Genomic DNA, 23,219 nt, shown 5'->3' with positions numbered 1-23,219 from the left:
ATGGACTCCTTCTATCTCATCTGTTTCTGTGTCGGCCTGGTGCTTAGCCTGATCTCGGTCGTCGGGGGCTTCGCCCATCTGCATATTGGCCGGTTTCACATCGGCCATATGGCTCATGGTCATGCGGCGCACGGGGCGCATCGTGGATCTGTAGGATCTCATGAATCTGGATTGTCTGCGGTGAATGGCTTCACCATCACGGTGTTTCTCTGCTGGTTTGGTGGCGCCGGATATCTGCTGCACCACTCCAGCATCTTCGGCGGTGTGCTGATTTTGCTGATCGCATTGATAAGCGGCGTTGTTGGAGCCACGCTCATCTGGGCTGTTCTGTTCAAACTGCTTCTTCCTCGCGAGCGTGTTCTGACGCCGGAAGAGACGGAGATGGCGGGCGTACTCGCCGAGGTGAGCGACTCCATTCGTGACGGAGATGGTATTGGCGAAATTATCTTTTCGCAGGCCGGGGCTCGTCGTGCGGCTGCTGCCCGGAGCGAAGACGGGAGCGCCATCGAGCGCGGAACGGAGGTTGTTGTAGTTCGTTATGCCCGCGGCGTTGCTTACGTCCGCCGATGGGACGAACTCGCGAACGGACTGCAGGACGCGTTGTAGTTTTCCTGGTCGTAGTTTCCTGATTGTAGTTTTTTGATCGTAGTTTCCTGATACAGGCGGCCTCACTTGCCGAGGCACTCCGCCCGCTCAACTTTCTCTTGAGGCAAGCACATCACACGCTCTCTCGTCCGTCCGGGACAAAGGAACGATATGCCGAACTCGGTCGTTATTATTGTTGGCCTGGTAGTTCTCGCCACACTCGCATTAGCCCTTCTGATGGCTAAGATGTTTCGCAAAGCTGGTCCTAACGAAGCGATTATTGTCTATGGATTCCGTGGGCCGCGCGTTATCAAGGGCGGCGGCGCGGTGATCTTTCCAGTCGTGGAAAACTCTCGCCAGCTTTCGCTGGAGCTGATGAGCTTTGATGTTGCGCCGCAGCAGGATCTCTACACCAAGCAGGGCGTCGCGGTGACTGTGGAGGCGGTTGCGCAGATTAAAGTCCGTTCGGACAAAGAGTCGATCCTTACTGCGGCGGAGCAGTTTCTGACGAAGTCTCCTGATCAACGCGAGGGCCTCATTCGGCTGGTGATGGAGGGCCATCTGCGCGGCATTATTGGTCAGCTTACCGTTGAGCAGATTGTGAAAGAGCCTGAGATGGTGGCCGAACGGATGCGCTCCACCTGTATGGATGACATGAGCAAGATGGGGCTTGAGGTGATCTCTTTTACGATTCGCGAGGTGCGCGATAAGAACGAGTACATCACGAACATGGGCCGTCCCGATGTGGCTCGGATTCGGCGCGATGCCGAGATTGCAGCGGCAGAGGCTGAGCGCGATACGGCGATTCGCCGCGCCATCGCACTGCGCGAGGCAGCAGTCGCCAAGGCCTCGGCCGATCAGGATCGCGTGATCGCAGAGACGGCATCGCTTGCAAAACAGGCTGAAGCTCAACGTGACCTTGATATCCAGAAGGCGCAGTTCATGGAGCAGAGCCGTCGCCAGGAGGCTCAGGCGGATAAGGCGTACGAACTCCAGACCAACGTCATGCAACAGAAGGTAGTTGCCGAGCAGGTCCGCGTGCAACAGGTTGAGAAGCAGGAGCAGGTAAAGGTGCAGGAGGCTGAAATTCTGCGTCATGAAAAGGAGCTGATTGCGACGGTTCTCAAGGGCTCGGAGATCGAGCGTCAGCGCATCGAAAATATCGCTCAGGCCGATAAGGCTCGCATCATGATGGAGGCGGAGGGTCGCGCGGCAGCTACGAAGCTGCAGGGCGAGGCGGAGGCCAACATCATCTTCCAGAAGGGCGACGCAGAGGCGAAGGCCATGAACGTCAAGGCCGCAGCTTATCAGGAGTGGACGCAGGCCGCAGTCGTCGACAAGCTGATTACCAATATGGCCGATGTTGTTCGCGCGATGGCCGAGCCTCTCAGCAAGGTCGACAAGATCACGATTGTCTCGACTGGAAACGATGGGGCAACAGGAGCCAACAAGATTACGGGGGAGATGACGAAGATCGCCGCCCAGGTTCCTGCGCTCTTCGAGGCCCTCTCCGGGATGAATCTTCACGATCTGATGTCGAACGTCAAAGCGATGAAGCCTCGCGATGACGGCAATAGTCCACAGGCCTGAACTATCAGTCGACGCGGAGGACGCTCTCCGCGCCGTACGCACTACCGCAGTAAAGGAGGACTCCCATGGCACTGCTTGAGCGTGTAGGAACACTCTTACGAGCCAACATCAACGACCTTATCGAGAAGGCGGAAGATCCTGAGAAGCTGGCAAAACAACTCGTGCTTGATATGGAGAACCAGCTTCTCCAGGTTAAGACACAGGTTGCTATCGCCATCGCCGATCAGCACCTTCTTCAGAAAAAACTGAAGGAGCACGAGGATGCTATGAACCAGTGGAATCGGAAGGCCGAGCTCGCGGTGCAGAAGCAGCAGGATGATCTGGCGCGCGCCGCGCTTGAACGCAGCCTGAGCAACCAGCAGATGACGGCAAACTTTGGACAGCAGCTTGAGGACCAGAAAGCTGAGACGGAGACTCTTCGCAACGCCTTCAATCGGTTGCAGCAGAAGCTGTCCGAGACGCGCTCGGCCTGCGAGTTATTGATCGCTCAGCAACGTCGCGCCCGCACGGTAGGCAAGGCGAACGCTGCCCGCACGATCGCTGCCTCGCACCAGAGATCGACCGCCATGAACCGGCTGCGCTCGAGCATTCAGCGCGACGAAGCCGACAACTTCGCCAGCCACATGGTTCTTGAATCTCAATCTCTTGAAGACCGGCTCAACACCTTGGAGAGAGAGGATCAGATTGAGCGCCTGCTCGAAGATCTCAAGAGCAGACAACCGCGCTTGAGTTGAAGGGATTGCGAATTTTTCCGAGTGTGAATTTGCCTTGAAGATCGGCGAACCCATTTTGGTACGAGTTATCCACGGCTATTTGAGGAGGTTAGGAGCTTTGGTCTTGATTGGCGCGGGTTTCGAAGGCATACTCCAGAGAGAGAGTTCGCAGGATGAACTTGTAAGACGGTGCCAACTGAGACACCACTGTGACCCGATATAGCCGTCAAGACGTAATCCGGATCCTTCACTTGCAGGCACGCCAGCTAACGGCGTGGGAGCGAGCGGGATTGATCTCTCCCAACAACGACTACTCTTTTGATGCGCTGGGGCAGCTGCGCAGGCTGCGCGATCTGCAGGCGACGACAAAGATCTCGGCGAAAAATATACGAGCATCGGTGGAGGCCATGCAGCGGCTGGGTGGAGTGCGGAACCCGCTGCTGGAGGCGAGCTTTGTGCGGCGTGGATCGCGGCTGAGCTTTCGGCATGGCGGCGCGCTGATGGATCCGCTGACGCAGCAGCTTGCCTTTGACTTTGAGATGGGGCCGGCGCGTCAGCTTCGTGTCGTGGGCACGGGAGATGCTGCTCTGCGGCAGGCGGCAGAGATTCAGGAGATGTTTTTGCGGGCGGTGCAGCTGGAGGAAAATCCGGCTACGATCCAGGAGGCTGCCGAGATCTATGCGGCGATTCTGGTGATGCGTCCGCAGCATGCGCCGGCGTTGATCAATCTTGGGACGATCCATTACAACCTGCGGCGGTTTGAGGAGGCGGAAGGACTCTATCGGCAGGCGACGGTGGCCGACCCGGAGTATGCGCTTGCGTTCTTCGATCTGGGCAATGTGCTGGACGAGATGCAGCGGCTGGCTGAGGCGACGACCGCTTATCAGAAGGCGGTTGCGCTGGTTCCGCAGTATGCGGATGCACACTACAACCTGGCGCTGGCGTATGAGCGACAGGGGCAGCGTCGACGGGCGTTGCGGCACTGGCTGGCGTATGTGCGGCTCGATCCGGTGGGACCGTGGGCCAATCATGCCAGAGAACAGGCTCGGAAGATTTTGAATACCGAGAAGCTCTCGATCGTCACCCGGCGTGGGCTGCTGGTGAAGGTCGCGGGATAGCTCCTCTTTCGTCTTTCGTAGGAGACTTGACGACATCTTCTTTGGCAGCCGGGTGGGTGAATGGCTATTCAGTCGACGGTTCAAAGTGCTAGACTCGCCTTTTGAATACGGGTTGAGGTGAGTGGATGTCGCAACAGGTTGGACCGATGGCGTTGACGCAGTTGGGGGATGACGAGCAACTTTTTCGCGATACGATACGGCGCTTTGCGGTGGAGCAGATCGGTCCGCTGGTGCGCGGCATGGATGAGTCGCAGCAGATGGATGCCGGGCTTATCCGAAGACTCTTTGAGCTTGGGTTGATGGGGATCGAGATTCCCGAGGAGTACGGCGGGGCGGGTGGAACGTTTTTCAATGCGATTCTTGCGGTCGAGGAGATCTCTGCGGTCGATCCGTCGGTTGGGGTGATGGTCGATGTGCAGAACACGCTGTGCATCAATGCGCTGGTGCGATGGGCGAATGAAGAGCAGAAGAAAAAATATCTGACGCGCCTTGCGACAGACACGATCGGATCGTATGCGCTCAGCGAAGCGTCGTCTGGCTCCGATGCCTTTGCGTTGCAGACGCGGGCGGTGAAGCGTGGGGACGATTATGTTCTCAACGGACAGAAGCTGTGGATCACGAATGCGAAAGAGGCAGGGCTGTTTATTGTCTTTGCGACGATCGATCCGGCGGCCGGATACAAGGGGATTACGGCGTTTTTGGTTGAGAAGGACGCGGCCGGATTTACGCTTGGGAAGAAGGAAGACAAGCTTGGTATTCGCGCGTCGAGTACGTGCGAACTCATCTTTAACGACTGCGTTGTGCCTGCGGCGCAGGTGCTGGGCGAGCCGGGTAAGGGATACAAGATCGCCATCGAGACGCTGAACGAAGGTCGCATCGGGATTGGCTCGCAGATGTTGGGGCTGGCCGAGGGCGCGTGGGGCCATGCGGCGAAGTGGGCGAAGGAGCGCAAGCAGTTCGGCAAGACGCTGGTGGAGTTTCAGGCGATGCAGTTTCAGCTGGCCGAGATGGCGACGGAGATCGAGGCGGCGAGATTGATGGTCTATAACGCAGCTCGGCTGAAGGATGCGAAGCGCGAGTTTCTGAAGGAGGCGGCGATGTGCAAGTACTTCACGTCGCAGGTGGCGGAGCGCGTTGCCAGTCTCGCGGTCGAGGTCTACGGGGGATCGGGTTTTGTGAAGGACTACCCTGTCGAGAAGCTGTACCGCGATGCCAAGATCGGCAAGATCTATGAAGGTACGTCGTTCATGCAGCTGGCGACCATTGCTAAGTTGACGCTGGGCAAGGTTTAGCGTCTCCACGCGGACTCCGCCTCTGGTCGAACAGGCTCCAATGCTCTACACTAGAGGGAGAGCATTGGTATGACCACTTCATTGCAATCCGAAAAACGTGCCCCACTGGCCTTTTTGGGGATAGCCTGCGCTGTGGGCGTTTCGACGATGTACTACAACCAGCCGCTTCTGCTGGAGATGGGCCGCTCCTACGGGGTTTCGGCTGGTCATGTGGGCTTCGTCGCGGTGGCGACCCAGGTGGGTTACGCGTGTGGCTTGCTGTCCTTTGTTCCGCTGGGCGATGTGCTGGAGCGCCGCGCGTTGATGATGAAGATGTATGGCGCGGAGGCGATTGCGCTTCTGCTCGTTGCGGTTGCCCCCGGACTAACCTGGCTGATTGCTGCGAGTGTGTTGATTGGACTCTTTGCGTCGGTCACTCACGTTGCGCTTCCGATTGCGCCCGATCTGGTTTCGCATGAAAAGCGCGGCCGGGCTATCGGTACGGTGATGACCGGGCTGCTGCTGGGTATTCTGCTGGCCCGCACCTTTGCTGGTTGGGTGAGCGGCATCCATGGCTGGCGCTGGGTCTTTGTGGTGGCGGCGGTGGTGAATGCGGCATTTGTTCCGCTGATGGGGAGGGTGATGCCGAAGCTGCCCCCGAAGCAGCAGTTGCGCTATGCCGATGCGATGAGGTCGCTCTGGACGCTCTTTCGTACGCAGCCTCTGCTGAGAGAATCTTCGGTTGTCGGCGCGCTTGTCTTTGCGTCGTTCAGCTGCTTCTGGACGACGCTGGCTTTCGTGCTGCATAGCCATTACGGGCTAGGTGCGGGGGTCGCCGGCACCTTCGGGGTGGTCGGGGCGGCGGGAGCATTGGTCGCACCACTGGCGGGGAGGCTCTCCGACAGGCACGGGTCGCGATGGGTGATCTCGCTTGGGATGGGGCTGCTGACGTCTTCCTACGTTCTGTTGTGGGTGGAAGAGCCGGTCAGGCTGCCGATGACGGTCCACATCATCGCGCTGGCGGTCGGAGTGCTGGTGCTCGATATCGGGGCGCAGATGATACAGGTGGCGAACCAGACGCGGATCCTGGGGCTGGTGCCCTCTGCACGCAGCCGGATCAATACGGTCTATATGACGGTGTATTTCAGCGGGGCGGCGGTGGGGTCGGCACTGGCGACGGTCGCGTGGGAGCACTGGAAGTGGAACGGAGTCTGTTGCCTGGCGATCGGCTTTATCGCGCTGGCGGGGCTGCGGCATGCGGCCGGAAGCCGCGATGCTGGAGCAGATCACCACCGGATCACGGAAGAAGATCTTTTGCTCGAGGCTTAGAAACTGTCCTGCCGGACGGGCCTCCTTCCCTCCGCGCAGGAGGCCCGTCCGGCAGGACAGTTTCCGGACAGATTCTTAGGGAGGGGTAGGGGGGTTGGGGCCGCAGACGCCTGGTGCGGATGGTGGGCGAGGCGGGGATCGAACCCACAACCCCGAGCTTAGAAGGCTCGTGCTCTATCCAATTGAGCTACTCGCCCGCGTGCGTCTATATCGATTGTATCGGGGATGGCGGGCCTTCGGGTTTGGAAAATTGGAGGCTAGCCCAGGGCAAGATCCTTGCTGCGCAACAGTGCAACGACAGCGTCCAGAGCCGAGGCCCAGTTCTGTTCTGCGGCTTGGGGGTCGTGGCCGATGGCCTTTACGTACAGGCTGACCGCGAAACCTTCCTGCGGACCGGCGAGATCGACGAGTGCAGGACGGATGACGCAGTCGAGCATGGCGTAGGGCTGATCCAGCGGAGAGGAGTGACGTGTCAAACGATGCACCCTCTGCTCCATCTGGTGGTAGGAGGCGAAGAGAGAGCGCTCGCGCCAGAGGATGTCGATGTAGCTGCCGAAGCCTGTCGGGGCGTCGTCGGAGGTTACGTCAAGGTTCGCTCGAAGATCGTCGAGCTCCTCTGCTTCGAGCGGCCATGCATCGCACTTCGCGGTGAAGACAGCGGCGCGTGGAGCGTTGAGAGCGCGCAGAGCATGCATCAGCGAGGGATGCTGCTCGACTTCGGGGAGATGGTCGAGGTCGTAGGGGTTCTCGCGGAGATCGATGAATCGGCGATTGCCGGAGGGATCGGATGGGTCAGACCAGGGAACTACGAGCACAGGATCGTCTGAAGAACATTCGGCGGACCAGTCAGAGAGCATTACGACTATCTTATGCGTTGGCGAGCAGGAAGCGCAGCAGGGTGTGCTCGGCCCAGTAGCCATCGTAGCCGGTGTCGGCGTCGGGCTGCGCAAGAAAGGCGCAGTGGCCGCCGTGATGGGTCGTGATCAGCTGGATATTCAGATTCGCATCGAGTCTGCTGCAACTCTCATCGGTGATGCGGACGAAGGGATCGTCCAGCGCATGAAGGATGAGTGTCGGCACGACGATCTTGTCGATGACGCGGGCGGCAGCGGCGCGGTAGTAATAGTCTTCCGCTCCGGTGAACCCTGAATAGAAGGCGGTGATGCGGTCGTCCAACTCGCGCAGAGAACCTATTCCAGTGGCGAGATTGGGATCGTAGACATGAGGAAACAGCGCGACCTTGCGGCGATAGCGGCTTAGGAGAGCGCGCAGGAACTTCAGCTCGTAGACCCGATTGTACGGGCGATGCAGAGCGTCAGCTGATGGGCCAAGATCGAGCGCGGGCGATACGCCGATGACGGAGTGCAGCTGTGGTGGAGCAGCAGAGCCAAGCTCGCCGGCAAGCTTGAGGACGAGATTTCCGCCCATCGAATAGCCGATCAAGGACATCGACCGCAGCCCGTATTGTGCTACGAAGAAGTTCATTACGGCGAGTACGTCGTTGGAGAGACCCGAGTGATAGAGCGTCGGCGTGAGCGCCTCGGTGCCTCCGCAGTTACGCATATTCATGCGGATGATGTTGCATCCGGCTCGCCAGAGCTTGTTCGAGTTGCCGATGACATACTGTGAGTTGGAGGAGCCTTCCAGCCCGTGGACGAGGATGGCTGTTGGGCGGGAGGAGCGAACGTCCTCGGGCTGCCAGTGACAGTGGCAGAGAACCTGGCTTGCGATCTGGCTGGGTGTGGCTGGCGAAACCTCGACGAGCGTTGCCTCAGGCGCGGGCAGACTGTTGAGTCGCGGCAGGTAGTTGCCCATGATCGTCTGCAGATGTCCGTTGATGATGAAACGCCGAGGTTGAAACTCTACGGCGTGGCTTTCGACGCTCTCGATCTCCGCTGTCGGCATCATTGCTTCTCCGCCAGCGCCTGGATGCGGGCAAGAAATTGCGTGGCGTTGAGTGCTCCGGTTGGCTCGTCCTCGTGCTTGAAGTAGACATAGACATCGCGCTGCTGGGCGAGAGTTGCGAAACGTTGCGCGAAGGCGTCAAGCTCAATTGGCGAATAGCCGCTGCTTCGCCGCAGCCGGTAGCAGGTGTAGTCCTGCGCGGTGTGGACCTCTGGCGTTAGCAGGTCGTCGCTCTCGGCGATGCAGACCGCTGCGTTGTGTTCGCGCAAGACCGCATAGATCTTCTCGTCGAACCAGGACTCGTGGCGGAATTCAAAGGCGATCGGCGGGGCGCTGTTTTCGCGAAGGGCGGAGAGAAAAAGGAAGGTGCTGAGAAGTTCGGCGTCAGCCTTGAAGTTAGGGGGAAGCTGGAAGAGCAGAAGGCCAAGTTTGCCCGCCTGACGAACTGGTTCAAGGGCTGCCACAAACTGAGCGACAAGTTCTTCACAGTTGCGCAGTCGCTTGAGGTGGGTGATGCGTTGTGGCGCCTTGAAGCTGAAGCGAAACTCTGGAGGGGTCGAAGCGAGCCAACTCTCGAGTATCTTCGCCGTCGGCAGGGCACGGAAGGTGTAGTTGACCTCTACCGAGGTGAGTTGTGAGGCGTAGAACTCTAGAAACTTTTTTGCCGGCGTGCCCGCAGGATAGAACTCCGGCTTCCAGGTGGGGTAGGCCCAACCTGATGTCCCGGCGTAGAGGCGCGCCAAGGACTTTGGAGCGGCGGCCGGGACGGGCGTTGAGGAAACTTTAGGAACGCGGGGCAAGGTTAATCCGCAGTTTGAAGATTTGAGAAGTTTGGGGCGGCTAGTGGGTTTCGAACCCACGACATCCGCTGCCACAGAGCGGCGTTCTGCCACTGAACTATAGCCGCCGTATACTGGAATTATAGCACTGGCCGCCTGCGGGACAATCTCGGTTGGGGCGGGGGAGGGTCCGATGCCGTTTACCGCGAAGCCCGAGGTCCTGTCCCCTCGCCTGAAACGTGGTGGAAAAGCCTTTGATGACGAGAATCTGGATCTGCTTTCGCATGTTTTAGACGATTTCATCAGAATTCCCGGCACCTCGATCCGCTTCGGTCTGGACGGGATTGTGGGCTTCATTCCCGGCATCGGAGATTTGATCGGCGGGATCGCCTCTTGCATCATCATCATCGCGGCGTGGGTGCGTGGTGTATCGTATGCCACCGTGGCGCGCATGGTGGCCAACGTTGCGATCGAGGTTGTGGTGGGCTCGATCCCGGTTCTCGGCGATATGTTCGACATCGCGTGGCGTGCGAATCGACGGAACTACGCTCTTCTAGTCGGCAGCGTAGATGAGCCGCGCAAACATACGCTGCAGAGCTGGCTCTTTCTTGGAGTGCTCTGTCTTGTGTTGGCTGGGCTGGTCATTCTGCCGCTTCTTTTGCTCACGTGGGTCTTTGACGGTCTCTTCCACGCGCTCTTCGGTACAAGTAGCCACGGCATGTTTCGAACACTGTGATCGCGAGAGTCGGCTCGATGCGATAAACTAAACATAGTCGGGGCGTAGCGCAGTCTGGTAGCGCATCTGGTTTGGGACCAGAGGGTCGGGGGTTCGAATCCCTCCGCCCCGACCATCTCAACAATAATTATTTCTATAACTTATATGGCATTCTCAGCGATGGATACCGCAGGGAATACCTCTTTGCTACACTTTGCAACTATGGAAGTGAATCTCACCAAACGGATCGAGACTCCGGATGGAAGGCGATATGTCCCAGTCAGCCGCTAACGGGCGCGTAAAACCAAATTGGGTGCTGGTAAATGGAAGGCCCGAAAAGTACGAAGCCGGAATCTACTATTTGGACTGGCGCGAGAATGGGAAGCACCAGTGTCTCTTGCCGAAGGCCGGCCTCCAGCAGACTCGACATCAAATTTGATGAAAGCTTGCACTGCCTTGCGGAGCTCGGGATGGCTGCCACCACTCAGGAGCTTGGGTTGGCCAGCCGGCGTGGGCAGCACGCTGATTTAATGTACCTTCGAGTGGGAGTCTGGATACTCGCTGGGGTGCAAGTAGAGGTCAGGCAACTCGGTCATGGAAGCGGAATCACAGCAGAGATGACCCCGAGAGTACCGATAGGGACACGCCTGGCAGGACCCAGCGCTGCTCCACAGGAGATGTACGTCAGCAACGCTGAGCACAGGAACTCATGACGAATTCGATCCTGGAAATAATTGAGGGTACCCGTTTTGAGTGGATCTTTGCACTTTCCTTTATTACCTAACGTCAAGAGAAGCGCAGCAGCATACAGGTCACGTTGTCTTCCGCCCCGCCTTCGTGGGCTATCGCGATCAGTCCACGACAGATTTCTTCCAGGTTTGAGTACATATATATATGGTGCGCGAGCTTGTTTGCATCGGCATAACGGGTCAGACCGTCAGTTGTGAGCAGGATTATATCGTCTGGTTCCAGATCGAGAACGAAGAAGTCAGGCTCTACGCTCGGAAGCACTCCCACCGCCCGTGTGATGAATTGCCGTAGTCGCTGAGATGCTTCATCGCTTATGATCGTCCGTCCGCGGCGCATCTGTTCTGCCACGTAAGAGTGGTCTTCCGTGATTTGTACACAGTCGCCATCTCTGAGGAAGTACGCGCGGCTATCGCCAACATTACCAAGAACAAGCCTATTTCGGAGTATGGATGCCGCGACTAGGGTAGTTCCCATACCTCGGAGCTTGTGGTTTTGTTGGGCCATGTTCCACACTGTCTCGTTGGCGCTGGCGATAGCGGAACGGAGTCGGTCTTCGATCTCCATTTCCTGATTGCTTAGCTCGTTATAGGTTTTGAGTGTGAGCTCCACCGCTTTATAACTTGCAATTTCGCCGGCTGCCAACCCTCCCATCCCATCACAAACCACAAAGATATTTGTCTTTGAGTCGTATCCGAAGCTATCTTCATTGTTCAATCGCCTGTAGCCCACATCTGAGAGTGCCGCCACTTCCATTCGTAATTCCATCATTGGCACGGTTAAATGATTCGACTGAAGGCCACGCTGTTGCGCATCTGCCTTTCTACTCCGCTGATCGTTCATTGCTGGTTACCTATTTGCGTCCACTCGCCGAGCACCTTAGGCGATATGGCCGACTCTACGGGTTTGTAGTGCAGCTGTTTTGCGACAGTAAACTGAGCCCGCGCCTGTTGGCAATGATTCGGCGCGAGGCCGATCATTCGGAGACGTCAGGAGCGCCTGCGTGAGAAATGATGCTCCCAGATAGAAATGAGCTGCACCAGCATAGTGGGTTCCGCCGCCCTGCAAATATACTTCGATTGCGTCGTCGGCGTGCGAGAAATGCGATGCGTAAAAGTCCGCTACCCCTTGCGTCAGATTGTCTTCCATCTCTTCGGAATCTTGTTGTGTATTCGCAGGCGCTGCTTTCTGATCGTAAACATCTTCAACTTTTCGTGCATTTGCCTGCGACGATTTCAGTAACTGCTGCGCATTTTTCCCACCTTGCTTTTGCTCATGCGGGGCGGGATTCGGCGACATCTTGGTCTTCCCTCGATCGTCGCTCGTCTGGGGAGGTGGCGTCGCCTTGCTCAGGGTTTGCGGCTGAACGGGAACGAGCGGCTGAGGCGGAGGAACGGGCTTCGCGTTTGCAGCTTGTGCTTCCGCCGCTTGCAGTTCTCGCAAGCGATCCTGAGGCTGGCCTGGTCCATTTTGCTTGATGAGTATCGCAAACTGATACTTCTGCTCTGCCCCCTTCAAGTCACCGCTGTGAGCCAAGGCCTCTGCCTGCTTCATCATATCGTGGTAGATGCTAATGTTTGTTAGCAGCTTGTTGATAGCGTTCTGGAGAGGAGGGGACTGAACGTGTTTTGCTTCGGATTGCGCTACATCGAAGTCGCCGCGCAAATAGGCTGCGCGAGCAGACTTGAAAGCTTCGTAGCTAATCAGATCAACCGGAGTCCCTCCGTTGCTTGCGATCCGCGCGAGCTGTGTCAGATCCTGTGCTTCAGCCTTGTTGGGTCCGAAAGTGATCTTCCCGAGATCGCGCAGTGCGCCAGCATAGTCCTTTTGCTGTATTTCGGTGCGACCCGTGTCAAGGTCTTTCTGAAATTGTACGAGCGCTTTGTTGGCATCCTCTTTTGCTCGAGCGCACTTCTTCTCGTACTTCTTGCTATCAAGGGCAGCCGCTTGGCAAATATAGTTGGCCTCGGCCAGAAGGTCACCGGAATTCTTCGCGATGCTGGCAAGATCCCGGAGCTGGTCGGCGCTCTTGTCCTGATTCGAGGTCTGCGCCATCATCGCCGTTGCGGTCAGAAGTACTATTCCACCCCATTTCAGCTTCATGGTTGTTCTCCCATCAGCACTTGCTTCACACTTGGCGATCCCATATCAGCAGAACATAGGTGCTTGCTCGAGGACACGCTGCATTCCACGGTCCGCCGTTTGTTGTTGTCGGGGCCAGTAAGTGTAACCTCGTAAATTCCACTGTCTACTGCATCTAATCGCAGCGGAGTAGTGGAGTCTCTGTCAGGCAGAGCGATACTGTTACCAGATTTGTCTTGGACACTCACCACCTTTTGCCCAAGGTGAGGCGTTTATCTCCAAATCTGTCGAAATTGCAACGCTCGCTGCAGGTGCGGATGCTGCCGCACCGACGACCACAGGCTTGGGCAGAGCAGGCGTTCCATGCCGGAGATGTGAGACTTTCCCAACTGCAAGTGAGGCGACGGCTATCGTAACGCCCATGGCATACAGTCCAACTTTGCCGCGCTTCGCAGGAATGCCGCTGGCTGAAGCTGCCTGCTTCGCGCGCAGAGGAGTCCCACACTCAACCTTCAGCCGTTTCCAATCATTACGGATATCCAGAGCTACGTACGGAAAGGCGCATTCCACCTCTCTCAAAGCTTCTTCAGCTCGCTTGGAGGAGTTGTTCCTCAGTTGCTGCTGCGCGGTATGAATAGCTCCTCGAAGCAATTGTGTTGCTTTCTGTCCACGTTTTGTTTCGCATGTTTTTCTGGCAGCAGCGAGCACGACGTTTCCGGGATATTGTTTTTCCAGATCGTCCAGCGAACGCAAACAGTGGTCAAATTTGTTTGCCGCCATTGCAGCATCGCAGGCGGTGACGGCTCCTTCGACAGCTGCCCGAATCTCCTCATTCTTTGCCTTAGCGGTGAGTTCATCCCGCTTCGCGGGAAGCTCCGGGGTCAGATCTCGGCGAATACTCGGAGTCTCGACCAATTGTGTTTTTAGCACGGCCTCCGAAAACTGGAGAGTCAGGCCATTTTCGCCTTCCGTCTTGTCGGTCAGTTGCTGCGGTATTTGAAGCAGTTTCGTCGAGTCGGCGCCATCGTTCGCATTTGCGAGCAGCCCAAGCTTGCTGGCCGACGTTGTAACTTCCTGCTCAATATCGACCTCTGGCTTCGTGTCTCCAACTTCGGATTGAGGTTTAAGTGGCGATCCGTCCGCAGACAGCGTCTCCATTACGCGGGTTGCGTAATCCTCTGTTGGACCAGAATCCTCCTGATCGAGCGGCTCCTGCATGTTCGACTTCGTGAGATCCGGAGGCTGCTGTGGCTGCCCCTCCTTCTGCCGGGTCATAGCGAAACTGAGTAGGCTCGCAACTTCAGGGTGCACAGGATCGGTCTCGGCTGCGACGCGCAGATACGAGATCGCCTCCGTGTAGCGCTGCCTGTCGCTCTCCTCCCGGGCACTTCGCAATAGTTCGCCCAAGCGCAGTTGTTGCTTGTGCCGCTTCAGTTCGCGCAGCAAATCTGAGTATGCATTCTGCAGCTCGGTGTTGCGGCTATCGATTTGTAAAGCCTGTTGTAGCAGAATTTTCGTGCGCGTCACGGGCGTCTCAGTTGTCGGGCAGAGAAGGGAACTGTTCTCGTCATGATATTCCGAGATCAATTCGGAGTGAAGCTCTCAACTCAACGATGCAGGTCCAGCTATAAAGGGCGAGGCATCTGGCGAATTGTCTCCTAATTGTAAAAACACCGTCAGGATCCAAAACTTCTGTTGGCATGTTACTTGGAGTCGAGTAACTTAAGTTGATTCGTAAATTGTGTCAGCTTATCCACTTCCGGTTCCCAGAGGTTCCTTCGAACATGAGATTGGTCACATTTTTTCTGCTGTCCCACCCAACCCCACCCCTCGGGCCACCGAATTCCTCTAAAGGGATTAGACCTGACCTGATTCCTTAGCAAAGTCAAAATCCCTATTCTTTCGCGTTGCCTTTCCAAGGCGAAATGGGGTTTTCCTTGCCGAAATTCATGTAAAAGAAATGAATTTGTAACCTATTCGATGTCTAACTTCCCTCCCGTTGAGTGCTGCTGACTAGTTCATAGATCTTTTAATCACACTATATCTTCGGTTGTTACAAATACTCGGATGTTTTGAATGTGGCCGAGAGGAATCTTTATCGCACGAAGGTAGTACTACCTTCGTACCGTTTACAGCACACATACGAAGCCCTATGTTCCTCGAAGGTCGATTGTTCCAACTTTGTTTCTAACTAGTCGTTCGTCTTACCGGGAGGCACTTCTTGAACTTGCTCTTGCAGAACTTTGGATCTCTGCTTTTCTCCGTACTTCCATTCCGAAAGGCTCACTCAATGGAGGTCGGTTCGGTTGGCGTATCGCATAATAGTCGACGCAAGTGGATGACACTGCCCCATGCGGCACTGATCGTCCTTTGTGCATTCGGCGGCATGGCCATTGCCCAAACCCGTCAATTCGTCATCACGAACAACTGTGCCGAAACCGTATGGGTCGCTGGTGCAGGCAATCCCATCCCTGTCTTCAACGGCTCGTCAGGAGGTATGGAGCTTCCTGCCGGCGCGACCGTCACTACGTCACTGCCGACTCCTTGGGTCGGTGGCCGCTTTTGGGGACGTCGTCAGTGCAACTTTGACGCCAACGGAAAGGGCTCCTGCCAGACGGGCGACTGCGGCGGTCTTCAATGCCAGCACGCTGGAGCGGGCAACACAAGCCTCGCCGAGTTCACCCTTACCGGCTCCGCGACTGGAGCAGACAACTACGACATCAGCCTGGTCGATGGCTTTGACTTTCCCCTTTCCGTTCAACTCAACGATCCCAACCCTACCCATTCGATCAACGCTGCGTGCCAGGTGGATCTGCGCAGCTCCTGCCCTGCTGGCCAGCAGATGCTCAATAGTGCTGGACAGGTCGTCGGGTGCAAGAGTCTCTGCAGCAAGTTTGGAACGGCGAACTACTGCTGCGCGGGACCCTATGCCTCGCCGCAGGCCTGCAACAATGTGAATTGGGATACAAACTACCGCGGAGCCGTGCTCAAACAGTCCTGTCCCTCGGTGTACGGTTATGCCTTTGACGACCCATCCAGCGACTTCAATGTAGTTCCTTTGCCCTCTTCGGGCTATCAGATCACGTTCTGTCCTGCGAAGACTGTTCCCAACTCAGATCCTGCGACTGTTCCTACCTTTACCATCACTTCCCAGCAACCGAACCAGACTGTAACGCCCGGTGGCTCCGTCGCGTATAACCTGAATGTAACTGCAAGCAGTACATTTACTGGCACCGTCAAGCTCTCCGCCGCGCATCTGCCGGGTAACTGCACCTGGACCACAGTGGGCAAGGTGTCCTGCAGCAACAAGGGATCCTCTGCCTCTTTCAGCGCGTCAAGCGTCAGTTTGCCACCGGGAGCAACCGTCCCCGTCATCCTGACTGTCAATACAACGACGACTCCAGCTCCGATGTTGAGCACAGGAAATATCGAGGTCATTGGCCAGAGTGGCGCGCTCGAAAACGTCTGGGAGGGTTCGTTGACGGTTGCCAATCCCACAGCTCCCGACTATGTCTTTAGCATTACGCCAACATCTGCGCAGACCGTTCTGCCCGGAACGTCGGTGGTCTACACTGTCACGGCCACTCCAGTGAACGGCTTCACCGGCGTCGTCTCGATGAGCACCTCCGGTTTTCCTGCGACCTCCAAAGCACCCACGTTGCCACAGTTCACTTTTACCGGTGATCCTACACCGCAGTCGGCGACTATCACGATCGCCACCTCTGCCTCTGCCACAAAGCGAGCCTACTTTCCTTTATTCACCAGCTTTAGCGCAAATAGCCTCCACGACGCTCAGGTCGCTCTAACAGTCTCATCCACAGTCCCCAGCCCGGATTTCACCGTCTCTGTGACTCCTGCAATGAGCGCGCTTCAAGCGGGGAACAGCGCGTCCTTCACGCTTGCAACAACACCCGAGAACGGCTTTAGCTCTACGGTCGCTCTCAGTGCTTCCAGCCTGCCAGTTGGGGTGACGGCGACGTTTACGCCTGACTCGATTTCCGGAGCGGCAACCTCATCGCTAACGCTCGCCACCAGCGCCTCGACGTTGCCCGGAACCTATACTATTCCGGTCACCGCAACCTCTGGCCCGCTGAGCCATACCACGAACATCCCTCTCACGGTCAACGCGGCCGGCGTCCAGTTCACCGATCTGGACATCGGCGATCCGGGAACCGCTGGCACCTTCAGCGCAAACGGAGGCACCTTCACGGTAGGCGGCAGCGGCAGCGACATCTTCGGCACCGCCGACCAGTTCAACTACGCCTACCAGTCGGCAACCGGCGACTTCACCGTCATCGCGCACGTTGCTGCTCAGACCGATACAGACGTGTGGGCCAAGTCAGGCGTCATGATTCGCTCTACCACTGCAGACAATGCAGCCTTCGCCGCGGTCTTTGCTACCCCAGGGCACGGTGTCGCCATGGTCGTTCGCGCGGCCGATGGAGGAGGCACCACAGACCTGGGACAAGCACAACAAAACGTCCCTGTGTGGGTCAAACTCCAGCGCTCGGGTAATACGTTCTCTGGCTATGCGTCACCGGATGGTGTCAGTTGGACGCTCATCTCTACCAGGGATGTCGGTATGACCGGATCTGTCACCGCCGGGCTCGCCGTCACCTCGAAACGGGAGTCAACACTCAATATCTCAACCTTCGATGGCGTCACCATTCGATAGGGAAGAGAGATTGACGAATCTTACATGACCGATTCCTTATCTAGTCCTGTGCGTGGCCGGAATCATGGCCACACACAGGATGCGATCTGCGATTGATGACAGCAACTCACTGCGTACGATGAGTGCCTATCTTGTCGCGGAGCCACTAAGAATTGACCTCCCCCCTACGATTGACGTGATGAAACCCGTCGATTGTTTGTCCCTCAACGTTGAATGTAGTCACTGAAAGGCACTGTAATGAAAAGAGCATCTCTTGTCTTATTAATGTTGTTGTCTCTGGGAGTAGGTGCGGCGTTGGCTGGACCCTGTCCTGCGCAGTTCCCAACATCGCGCGGCGACGGCACAGTCGCTGGTGTAGCCGTTGCGGGCGGAACGCAGTATTACTTCAAAGATGCTCTGCTCAATGGCTTCGATTGCTTCGAGCAGTTGAGCTCCTGGTTTCCTTCCTATATCACCTCATCGAACGCGATGAATCCTGCCAAAGAGACCGTCGATATGGCTTATACGACGGAAGGCACGGCGACCTTCTCGAACGTGGTGGTACCGACCGCCGGCACCTACACTTTGACGATGCGCTATGCATTCGCCACCGGCCTTTTCCCAGGAGTTTTGAATAGGCCAGAGGGCATCCTGGTAAACGGCATCGTCATGACTTCCGACCTGAACTTCCCGGTCACCGGTGACTTCGATACCTTTAGTACTGTAAGCATTGCGGTCCCCTTGAATGCAGGCCAGAACACCGTTCAAGTCTTTAACGTGGCCACTCAAAGTGTCTCGCGCCTTGACTCGATGACCGTCACCGCGGGCGGAAGCAATAGTTGCAGCGTCCTGCCTCTGGCGCCGGGCGGACTTAGCGTGGCGGAAGACTCCAACAATGCCATTGCACTGACCTGGAACGCCAGCGCGGCTCCCTCCGGCTGCACGGTTGGATATTACAATGTGTTCCGCGGTGCCACGTCAGGGTTCATCCCATCGGTCGCCAACCAGATCGCAACCGTAGTGTCCGGAACGAAATATGAAGATACGACGGGAATGTGTCAGACGCCTTACTACTATGTCGTGCAGGCGGTAGATTTGGCGGGGCTATCGGTTACGTCAACCCAGGCCAGCGCCTCAATCAGCCAATGTCCGACGGTAAGCAGCGCCCAGATCAACGCAGGCGGTCCGGCAGTCGCTCCCTTTATTTCGGACGTAGACTTTGCAGGCGGTTCGATTCTTAGCCACAAGAACGTCATCGATCTCAGTGGTGTTACGAACGCTGCGCCGATGACCGTGTATCAGGACGCCCGCCAGGGGAACTTTACCTACACGCTTGCTGGCTTTGTCCCTGGATCGAGCCATACGGTGAGGCTGCATTTTGCCGAAACCTACTTCTCCACTGTCGGCTCCCGCACCTTCAATATCAGCATCAATGGAACGCAGGTGATGACAAATTTTGACATCTTCGCCGCGGCGGGCGCCAAGAACAAGGCAGTGATACAGGAGCTCACGGCAAACGCGGACTCCAACGGCACTTTCGTAGTTACGTTCACCTCGGTCGTCAACAGCTCTCTGTTGAGCGCGATCGAAATTAACTAGCATGCAGGATAGATAGAAGTCAGCCAGATCGCGGCTTAGTCGCGATCTGGCTGATGATTCCAACTCGCTGCGACAGCAACTCATGTGCCTCGATCTATGTGGCGACGCTGATTGCTCGGATTTCCGGGATCGACTACACTCACCTAAGCAATACCCACTCCCCGCTAGAGGTAATCATGCAACCATCATCCTGGACCACACCCGAGTTCGAAGAAATCTCCCTCAACTGCGAAATCAACTCCTACGCGCCGGTCGAACTGTAAGTCTACTGAGTGTGCGTATTAAAGTATTGGGGCCGCCGCAAGTGGCGGCCTTCCTCAATGGAATTGCGCCTGCTAAAAACTGTTCTGCTCTGCAACGTGACCCATCGCATCAGGCCCGAACCCAGTCACAACTTGCTGTTACGCTGACGTGAATATCTGGTTTCTGATTGACGCATCGCCGGATTTTCGGGAGCAATTAAATCGCATATTCGAAATCCACCCCGATCCCGCCAGGGGATTGCGCAACACACCTGTAGAAGATGTCATTCGTACCAGCGCAGATCTTGACCATGTCCCGGTTTGCTATGTGCGTGAATTTACTCCTGTCCGCATCTACGTATCCGGAGCAGCCGCAGCATTCTGCATTTGAACAGTTTTTTTCAGATGCTTGATCGCTGTTCTCGACCGGTTCGGTTCTTCTAGTGGATGGAATCTTCTGGAAGGCCTCAAGCAAGTCTTTGTTAGGAGGCGTGCACTCCAATTTGTCTTACCTTGCAGTTTTCCCAATTATGTAACTAAAAAAGGCTGATGAACTTAGGAATATTCAGAGCCCGAAACCCCATCGGCGCGCTCGGTGGGAACTGCATGAAGCACTGGTTGCCATGACGCAAAAGCATCCAGATCCCGACCGGAGATGGTTCTATCGCATCCCTCTCACACTATTCCTTGCGTGGTGGGTTGTTTGACTTTGAATCTGCGATCTGGTCTTACATCCGGAGATAAGTAGTCATGAATTTGCTACAAATAAGATTGCAAATTGCGAAAGATAAATGCGACTAACTGGAGAGTCATTCATCTAATCCCATTTTCTGAGAGTGCATTAGTGACAATCTTTTGACAAGTTTCTTAGAAAATCCTTGTAGTAGCATGCTAGATTACTTTCACGTTATAAAATTTATGATTCGATAAGTGAATCGACCCGACGAAGGAGACAATAAAAGAGCACGTGCGGCAGACTCGAATTGTCGCTCGGCTTGAAACAGGCATACGCACTCTGCGTTAAAAAACCTTTTCCACGAAAGTTTTACCTCCCCCTCCCTCCCCGTTAATTCCTGAACAACCGTAGAGAATCTTGGCTTCCACCTTCCCTTCGTACGGCAGAACTGTACCAAGTTGAAGACCTCTTACTGGCCCCGATTGAGTTGAACTCAATCGAAAGACGTAACACGCTTCATTTGGGAGATAGTGCAGTGCAATATTTATCGCTCCAGCGCTAGCTTTCCAGCAGCCTATTTATTCGCTCGATGTTAGGACAGGCAGCCCCGGAGTCTAACAGCACCCTCGTTGTTAATGATCCGCTACCAAAATAGCTACTACTCAGAGTAAGAGTGGAAAGGATGTAGAGAGCATCATCTATCGAATGATCGGCTTAGTACCTTATGAAGATACTCTGCACATTTTCGCTCTGTTTTGTCGCCGCCCCTCTTGTAGCCCAGGTCAGCACAGGTGAACTTCGTCTCAAGGTCACCGATTCGACCGGACTTGGCCTTAAGGCCACTGTCGCTCTCTCCAGCGAAGCCAACCAATATTTCAGTGAACTCACCACTGACGCCGACGGCTCGGCCAAAATCAAAACTCTGGCGTACGGCGTCTACAGGTTGGACATCGAAAAACAAGGCTTTTCCCCCATCTCAAACACGTTGGAGATAAGGTCTGCGATCCCGGTCGAACGCACTCTCCACCTATCCATCGCTCCAATCAACACCGTCATCCGCGTGAGCGATACGGGCATCCTCCTCGATCCCAATCGACCATCATCCATCATGCAGATCGGTTCTGCGGAGATTGAGGATCGTGTCGCTTCGCTTCCTGGGCGCTCCGTGCAGGACCTTGTCAACTCGCAACCCGGCTGGCTCTATGAAGGAAACGCCGTCCTGCATCCTCGCGGATCGGAGTACCAGACCCAGCTCGTAGTCGATGGCGTTCCTCTTACCGACAACCGCTCCCCAGGATTCGGTCCTGAGATTGAAGCCGATGACCTCGACTCTGTCAGCATCTATACGGCCGGTATTCCCGCCGAGTACGGAAGAAAGTTAGGCGGCGTCGTCGAACTCAACACACGCCGCAAAGCTCAGGCCGGTCTGCACGGCCAACTGGTCCTTGGTGGTGGCAGCTACGACACGCTCCAGTCCTTTGGACAACTGCAGGACACCTGGGGTAAGAATACGTTATCGGCAAGCGCCTCCGGCAGCGGTACGAGTCACTACCTCAACCCAGTGGTACCGGAGAACTTCACCAACAACGGCACTACGGCAGATTTCGCCCTCATGTACGAGCGCGACTTCACGCCTAGCGACCGCCTTACGGCGGGCGTCCGTCACGAGCTCTCGCGTTTCGAGATCCCCAACGAATTCCTGCAGGAACTGGCCGGTCAGATCCAGAACGGCGATAACTTCGAGACCATCGGCACCGTCAGCTACCAGCACATCTTTTCGCCCAACCTGCTGACCAACCTTGTCGGGATGGTCCGCGATAACGCAAACGATCTCTACTCCAATCCGTTGTCGACGCCAATCATCGCATTTCAGAAAAACAGCTTTCGCGAGCGCTACTTCAAGGGGGCGGCCTCGTTTCACCACGGAATTCAGGAGTTCAAGGCCGGCATCGAGTCCGACACGGCCTTCCTCCACGAAAATTTCAACTACTTCATCACCGATCCAAGCCAATTCCACGACAGCACCCCGATCGCGTTACCGCCCTTTATCCAAAGCAGGCCCGACCTTGAACAAGGCGCCTTCGTCGAAGATCTCATTCGCCTTGGAAGATGGACTGTCAGTGCGGGCATTCGTTGGGATCACTACCAGCTACTGCTCAACCAGAACGCCTTCAGCCCACGCTTTTCCGTCGGTCGCTATTTGCCTTCGTTCAGTACCGTCCTGCATTTTTCTTTCGATCGCGTCTTCCAGACGCCCTCTAACGAGAACATCCTTATCTCCAGCTCCGGTTACATCCAGTCCTTAAATCCACAGGTCTTGAAGCTGCCGGTTAAACCGTCTATCGGCAATTACTACGAGGGCGGTTCGAGCACTTCACTCGCGGAGAAGCTGCGGGTCGATGCCAACTTTTACCGTCGGGACGTGCGCAAGTACGCAGACGATGATCAGCTCCTGAATACCGGCGTCAGTTACCCTATCGCCTTCGATAAAGCTGTTATCTACGGAGCGGAAGGCAAACTCAGTTTGGTGCGCGTGGGCAAGCTCAGCGGCTACCTCAGCTACTCGTACATGGTCGGCAACGTCTGGTTTCCGGTCACTGGCGGGCTCTTCCTCGGCGACGACGTTGGCGCCGCTCTCAGCCAACTGAGCGGCCATTTCCCAGATTCGCAGGATCAACGCAACACCGTCCGGACGCGCTTCCAATATCAATTTACGCCGCGCATCTGGTTGGCCACGGGACTTCTCTCGGGTGCTGGCCTTCCCTTCGAGTTTGAAGGCGAGCAGTCTGATGCCCTCGCTCAGTACGGGCCCGCCGTGGTTAGCCGGCTCAACTTCGAGCGTGGCCGTGTCGCCCCCTCTTTGTCCATCCAAGCCTCTCTCGGAGTAGATATTTACAAAAGCGAAAGAATCAATTCACGCTTTCAGGTCGACGGTGACAATCTGAACAACCGTCTCAACATCATCGACTTCGGCGGTCTCTTCTCCGGCAATGCCATTGGGCCTGCACGAAGCTTCTCCCTTCGCCTTAACACCAGCTTTTAGCTACCACGACAGAAGGGATCTTCTGCCGGCTAGCCTTTAATGGCGCTCAATCGAAGACCGTCACACGCTTCATCCGGAGGATAATTTTGCAAATTCCATCGCTCGCAGGCGCTCTCTTTCTCAATCTTATTGGTCTACTCTGCGTTTCTACGGCGCATGCCCAAACTGACA

Annotated in this window: 18 protein-coding genes and 3 tRNA genes; 13 read left to right on the top strand and 8 right to left on the bottom strand. The window is 56.2% G+C overall.

What is annotated here, in order from left to right; genetic code table 11:
• The 6 genes from HDF09_RS08855 to HDF09_RS08830 all read left to right on the top strand — a co-directional run bounded on the left by HDF09_RS08855 (position 1) and on the right by HDF09_RS08830 (position 6,606).
• Complete coding sequence (locus HDF09_RS08855; protein ID WP_183764824.1) at positions 1 to 606, top strand: NfeD family membrane protein; 606 nt, start codon at positions 1 to 3, stop codon at positions 604 to 606.
• Positions 607 to 756: 150 nt separating this feature from the next.
• Positions 757 to 2,175 (top strand): flotillin family protein, encoded by a 1,419-nt coding sequence (locus tag HDF09_RS08850; RefSeq protein ID WP_183764821.1) that lies wholly within the window; start codon positions 757 to 759, stop codon positions 2,173 to 2,175.
• Between the two features lie 65 nt (positions 2,176 to 2,240).
• Positions 2,241 to 2,909, top strand: coding sequence for a PspA/IM30 family protein (locus HDF09_RS08845; protein WP_183764818.1), 669 nt, complete (start codon positions 2,241 to 2,243; stop codon positions 2,907 to 2,909).
• Positions 2,910 to 3,139: 230 nt separating this feature from the next.
• Entirely contained in the window at positions 3,140 to 4,006 is an 867-nt protein-coding gene (locus tag HDF09_RS08840; RefSeq protein ID WP_183764815.1) for a tetratricopeptide repeat protein, read from the top strand.
• A 125-nt stretch (positions 4,007 to 4,131) separates the two neighbouring features.
• On the top strand, positions 4,132 to 5,298 hold the full coding sequence (locus HDF09_RS08835; RefSeq protein WP_183764812.1) for an acyl-CoA dehydrogenase: 1,167 nt from the start codon (positions 4,132 to 4,134) through the stop codon (positions 5,296 to 5,298).
• Positions 5,299 to 5,367: 69 nt separating this feature from the next.
• Positions 5,368 to 6,606: an MFS transporter gene (locus HDF09_RS08830; protein WP_183764809.1), complete on the top strand. Its 1,239-nt coding sequence runs from the start codon at positions 5,368 to 5,370 to the stop codon at positions 6,604 to 6,606.
• A 120-nt stretch (positions 6,607 to 6,726) separates the two neighbouring features.
• On the opposite strand, the gene HDF09_RS08825 is transcribed toward HDF09_RS08830, so the two are convergent.
• From HDF09_RS08825 to HDF09_RS08805, 5 genes are all read right to left on the bottom strand, one after another.
• Positions 6,727 to 6,803 (bottom strand) — tRNA-Arg (locus HDF09_RS08825).
• 60 nt (positions 6,804 to 6,863) lie between these two features.
• On the bottom strand, positions 6,864 to 7,463 hold the full coding sequence (locus tag HDF09_RS08820) for a hypothetical protein (protein ID WP_183764806.1): 600 nt from the start codon (positions 7,461 to 7,463) through the stop codon (positions 6,864 to 6,866).
• A gap of 10 nt (positions 7,464 to 7,473) precedes the next feature.
• Positions 7,474 to 8,514: a YheT family hydrolase gene (locus HDF09_RS08815; RefSeq protein WP_311719084.1), complete on the bottom strand. Its 1,041-nt coding sequence runs from the start codon at positions 8,512 to 8,514 to the stop codon at positions 7,474 to 7,476.
• On the bottom strand, positions 8,511 to 9,311 hold the full coding sequence (locus tag HDF09_RS08810; RefSeq protein WP_221270078.1) for a DUF72 domain-containing protein: 801 nt from the start codon (positions 9,309 to 9,311) through the stop codon (positions 8,511 to 8,513). Before HDF09_RS08810 ends, HDF09_RS08815 begins: the two co-directional genes overlap by 4 nt.
• A 32-nt stretch (positions 9,312 to 9,343) precedes the next feature.
• A tRNA-His gene (locus HDF09_RS08805) sits at positions 9,344 to 9,418 on the bottom strand.
• A gap of 65 nt (positions 9,419 to 9,483) precedes the next feature.
• On the opposite strand from HDF09_RS08805, the gene HDF09_RS08800 reads away from it, so the two are divergent.
• Together HDF09_RS08800 and HDF09_RS08795 are read left to right on the top strand one after the other, a co-directional pair.
• Complete coding sequence (locus tag HDF09_RS08800) at positions 9,484 to 10,026, top strand: DUF4112 domain-containing protein (protein WP_183764803.1); 543 nt, start codon at positions 9,484 to 9,486, stop codon at positions 10,024 to 10,026.
• Positions 10,027 to 10,064: 38 nt separating this feature from the next.
• A tRNA-Pro gene (locus HDF09_RS08795) sits at positions 10,065 to 10,141 on the top strand.
• A gap of 650 nt (positions 10,142 to 10,791) precedes the next feature.
• Here HDF09_RS08795 and HDF09_RS08790 read toward each other — a convergent pair.
• The 3 genes from HDF09_RS08790 to HDF09_RS08780 all read right to left on the bottom strand — a co-directional run bounded on the left by HDF09_RS08790 (position 10,792) and on the right by HDF09_RS08780 (position 14,361).
• Entirely contained in the window at positions 10,792 to 11,595 is an 804-nt protein-coding gene (locus tag HDF09_RS08790; protein WP_260181036.1) for a PP2C family protein-serine/threonine phosphatase, read from the bottom strand.
• A gap of 36 nt (positions 11,596 to 11,631) precedes the next feature.
• A complete protein-coding gene (locus HDF09_RS08785; RefSeq protein WP_183764800.1) occupies positions 11,632 to 12,855 on the bottom strand; it encodes a hypothetical protein in 1,224 nt (407 codons plus the stop codon).
• A 201-nt stretch (positions 12,856 to 13,056) separates the two neighbouring features.
• On the bottom strand, positions 13,057 to 14,361 hold the full coding sequence (locus tag HDF09_RS08780) for a hypothetical protein (protein WP_183764796.1): 1,305 nt from the start codon (positions 14,359 to 14,361) through the stop codon (positions 13,057 to 13,059).
• Positions 14,362 to 15,172: 811 nt separating this feature from the next.
• Here HDF09_RS08780 and HDF09_RS08775 point away from each other — a divergent pair.
• The 5 genes from HDF09_RS08775 (at position 15,173) to HDF09_RS08755 (ending at position 23,048) form a co-directional block, all read left to right on the top strand.
• Positions 15,173 to 17,509, top strand: a complete 2,337-nt coding sequence (locus tag HDF09_RS08775) for a thaumatin family protein (protein WP_183764793.1) — start codon at positions 15,173 to 15,175, stop codon at positions 17,507 to 17,509.
• Positions 17,510 to 17,746: 237 nt separating this feature from the next.
• Complete coding sequence (locus HDF09_RS08770; protein WP_183764790.1) at positions 17,747 to 19,087, top strand: malectin domain-containing carbohydrate-binding protein; 1,341 nt, start codon at positions 17,747 to 17,749, stop codon at positions 19,085 to 19,087.
• A gap of 53 nt (positions 19,088 to 19,140) precedes the next feature.
• Positions 19,141 to 19,350 carry a pyrroloquinoline quinone precursor peptide PqqA gene (gene pqqA, locus HDF09_RS21310; protein ID WP_183764787.1) on the top strand — a complete coding sequence of 70 codons (210 nt, stop codon included), beginning with the start codon at positions 19,141 to 19,143 and terminating at the stop codon, positions 19,348 to 19,350.
• Between the two features lie 148 nt (positions 19,351 to 19,498).
• Positions 19,499 to 19,720, top strand: a complete 222-nt coding sequence (locus HDF09_RS21305; RefSeq protein ID WP_183764784.1) for an MBL fold metallo-hydrolase — start codon at positions 19,499 to 19,501, stop codon at positions 19,718 to 19,720.
• A gap of 1,009 nt (positions 19,721 to 20,729) precedes the next feature.
• Positions 20,730 to 23,048, top strand: coding sequence for a TonB-dependent receptor (locus HDF09_RS08755; protein ID WP_183764781.1), 2,319 nt, complete (start codon positions 20,730 to 20,732; stop codon positions 23,046 to 23,048).
• Positions 23,049 to 23,219: the final 171 nt, after the last annotated feature.

Source organism: Edaphobacter lichenicola (assembly GCF_014201315.1).
Classification (GTDB): domain Bacteria; phylum Acidobacteriota; class Terriglobia; order Terriglobales; family Acidobacteriaceae; genus Edaphobacter; species Edaphobacter lichenicola_B.
This window is presented reverse-complemented; position numbering and strand designations above follow the sequence as displayed.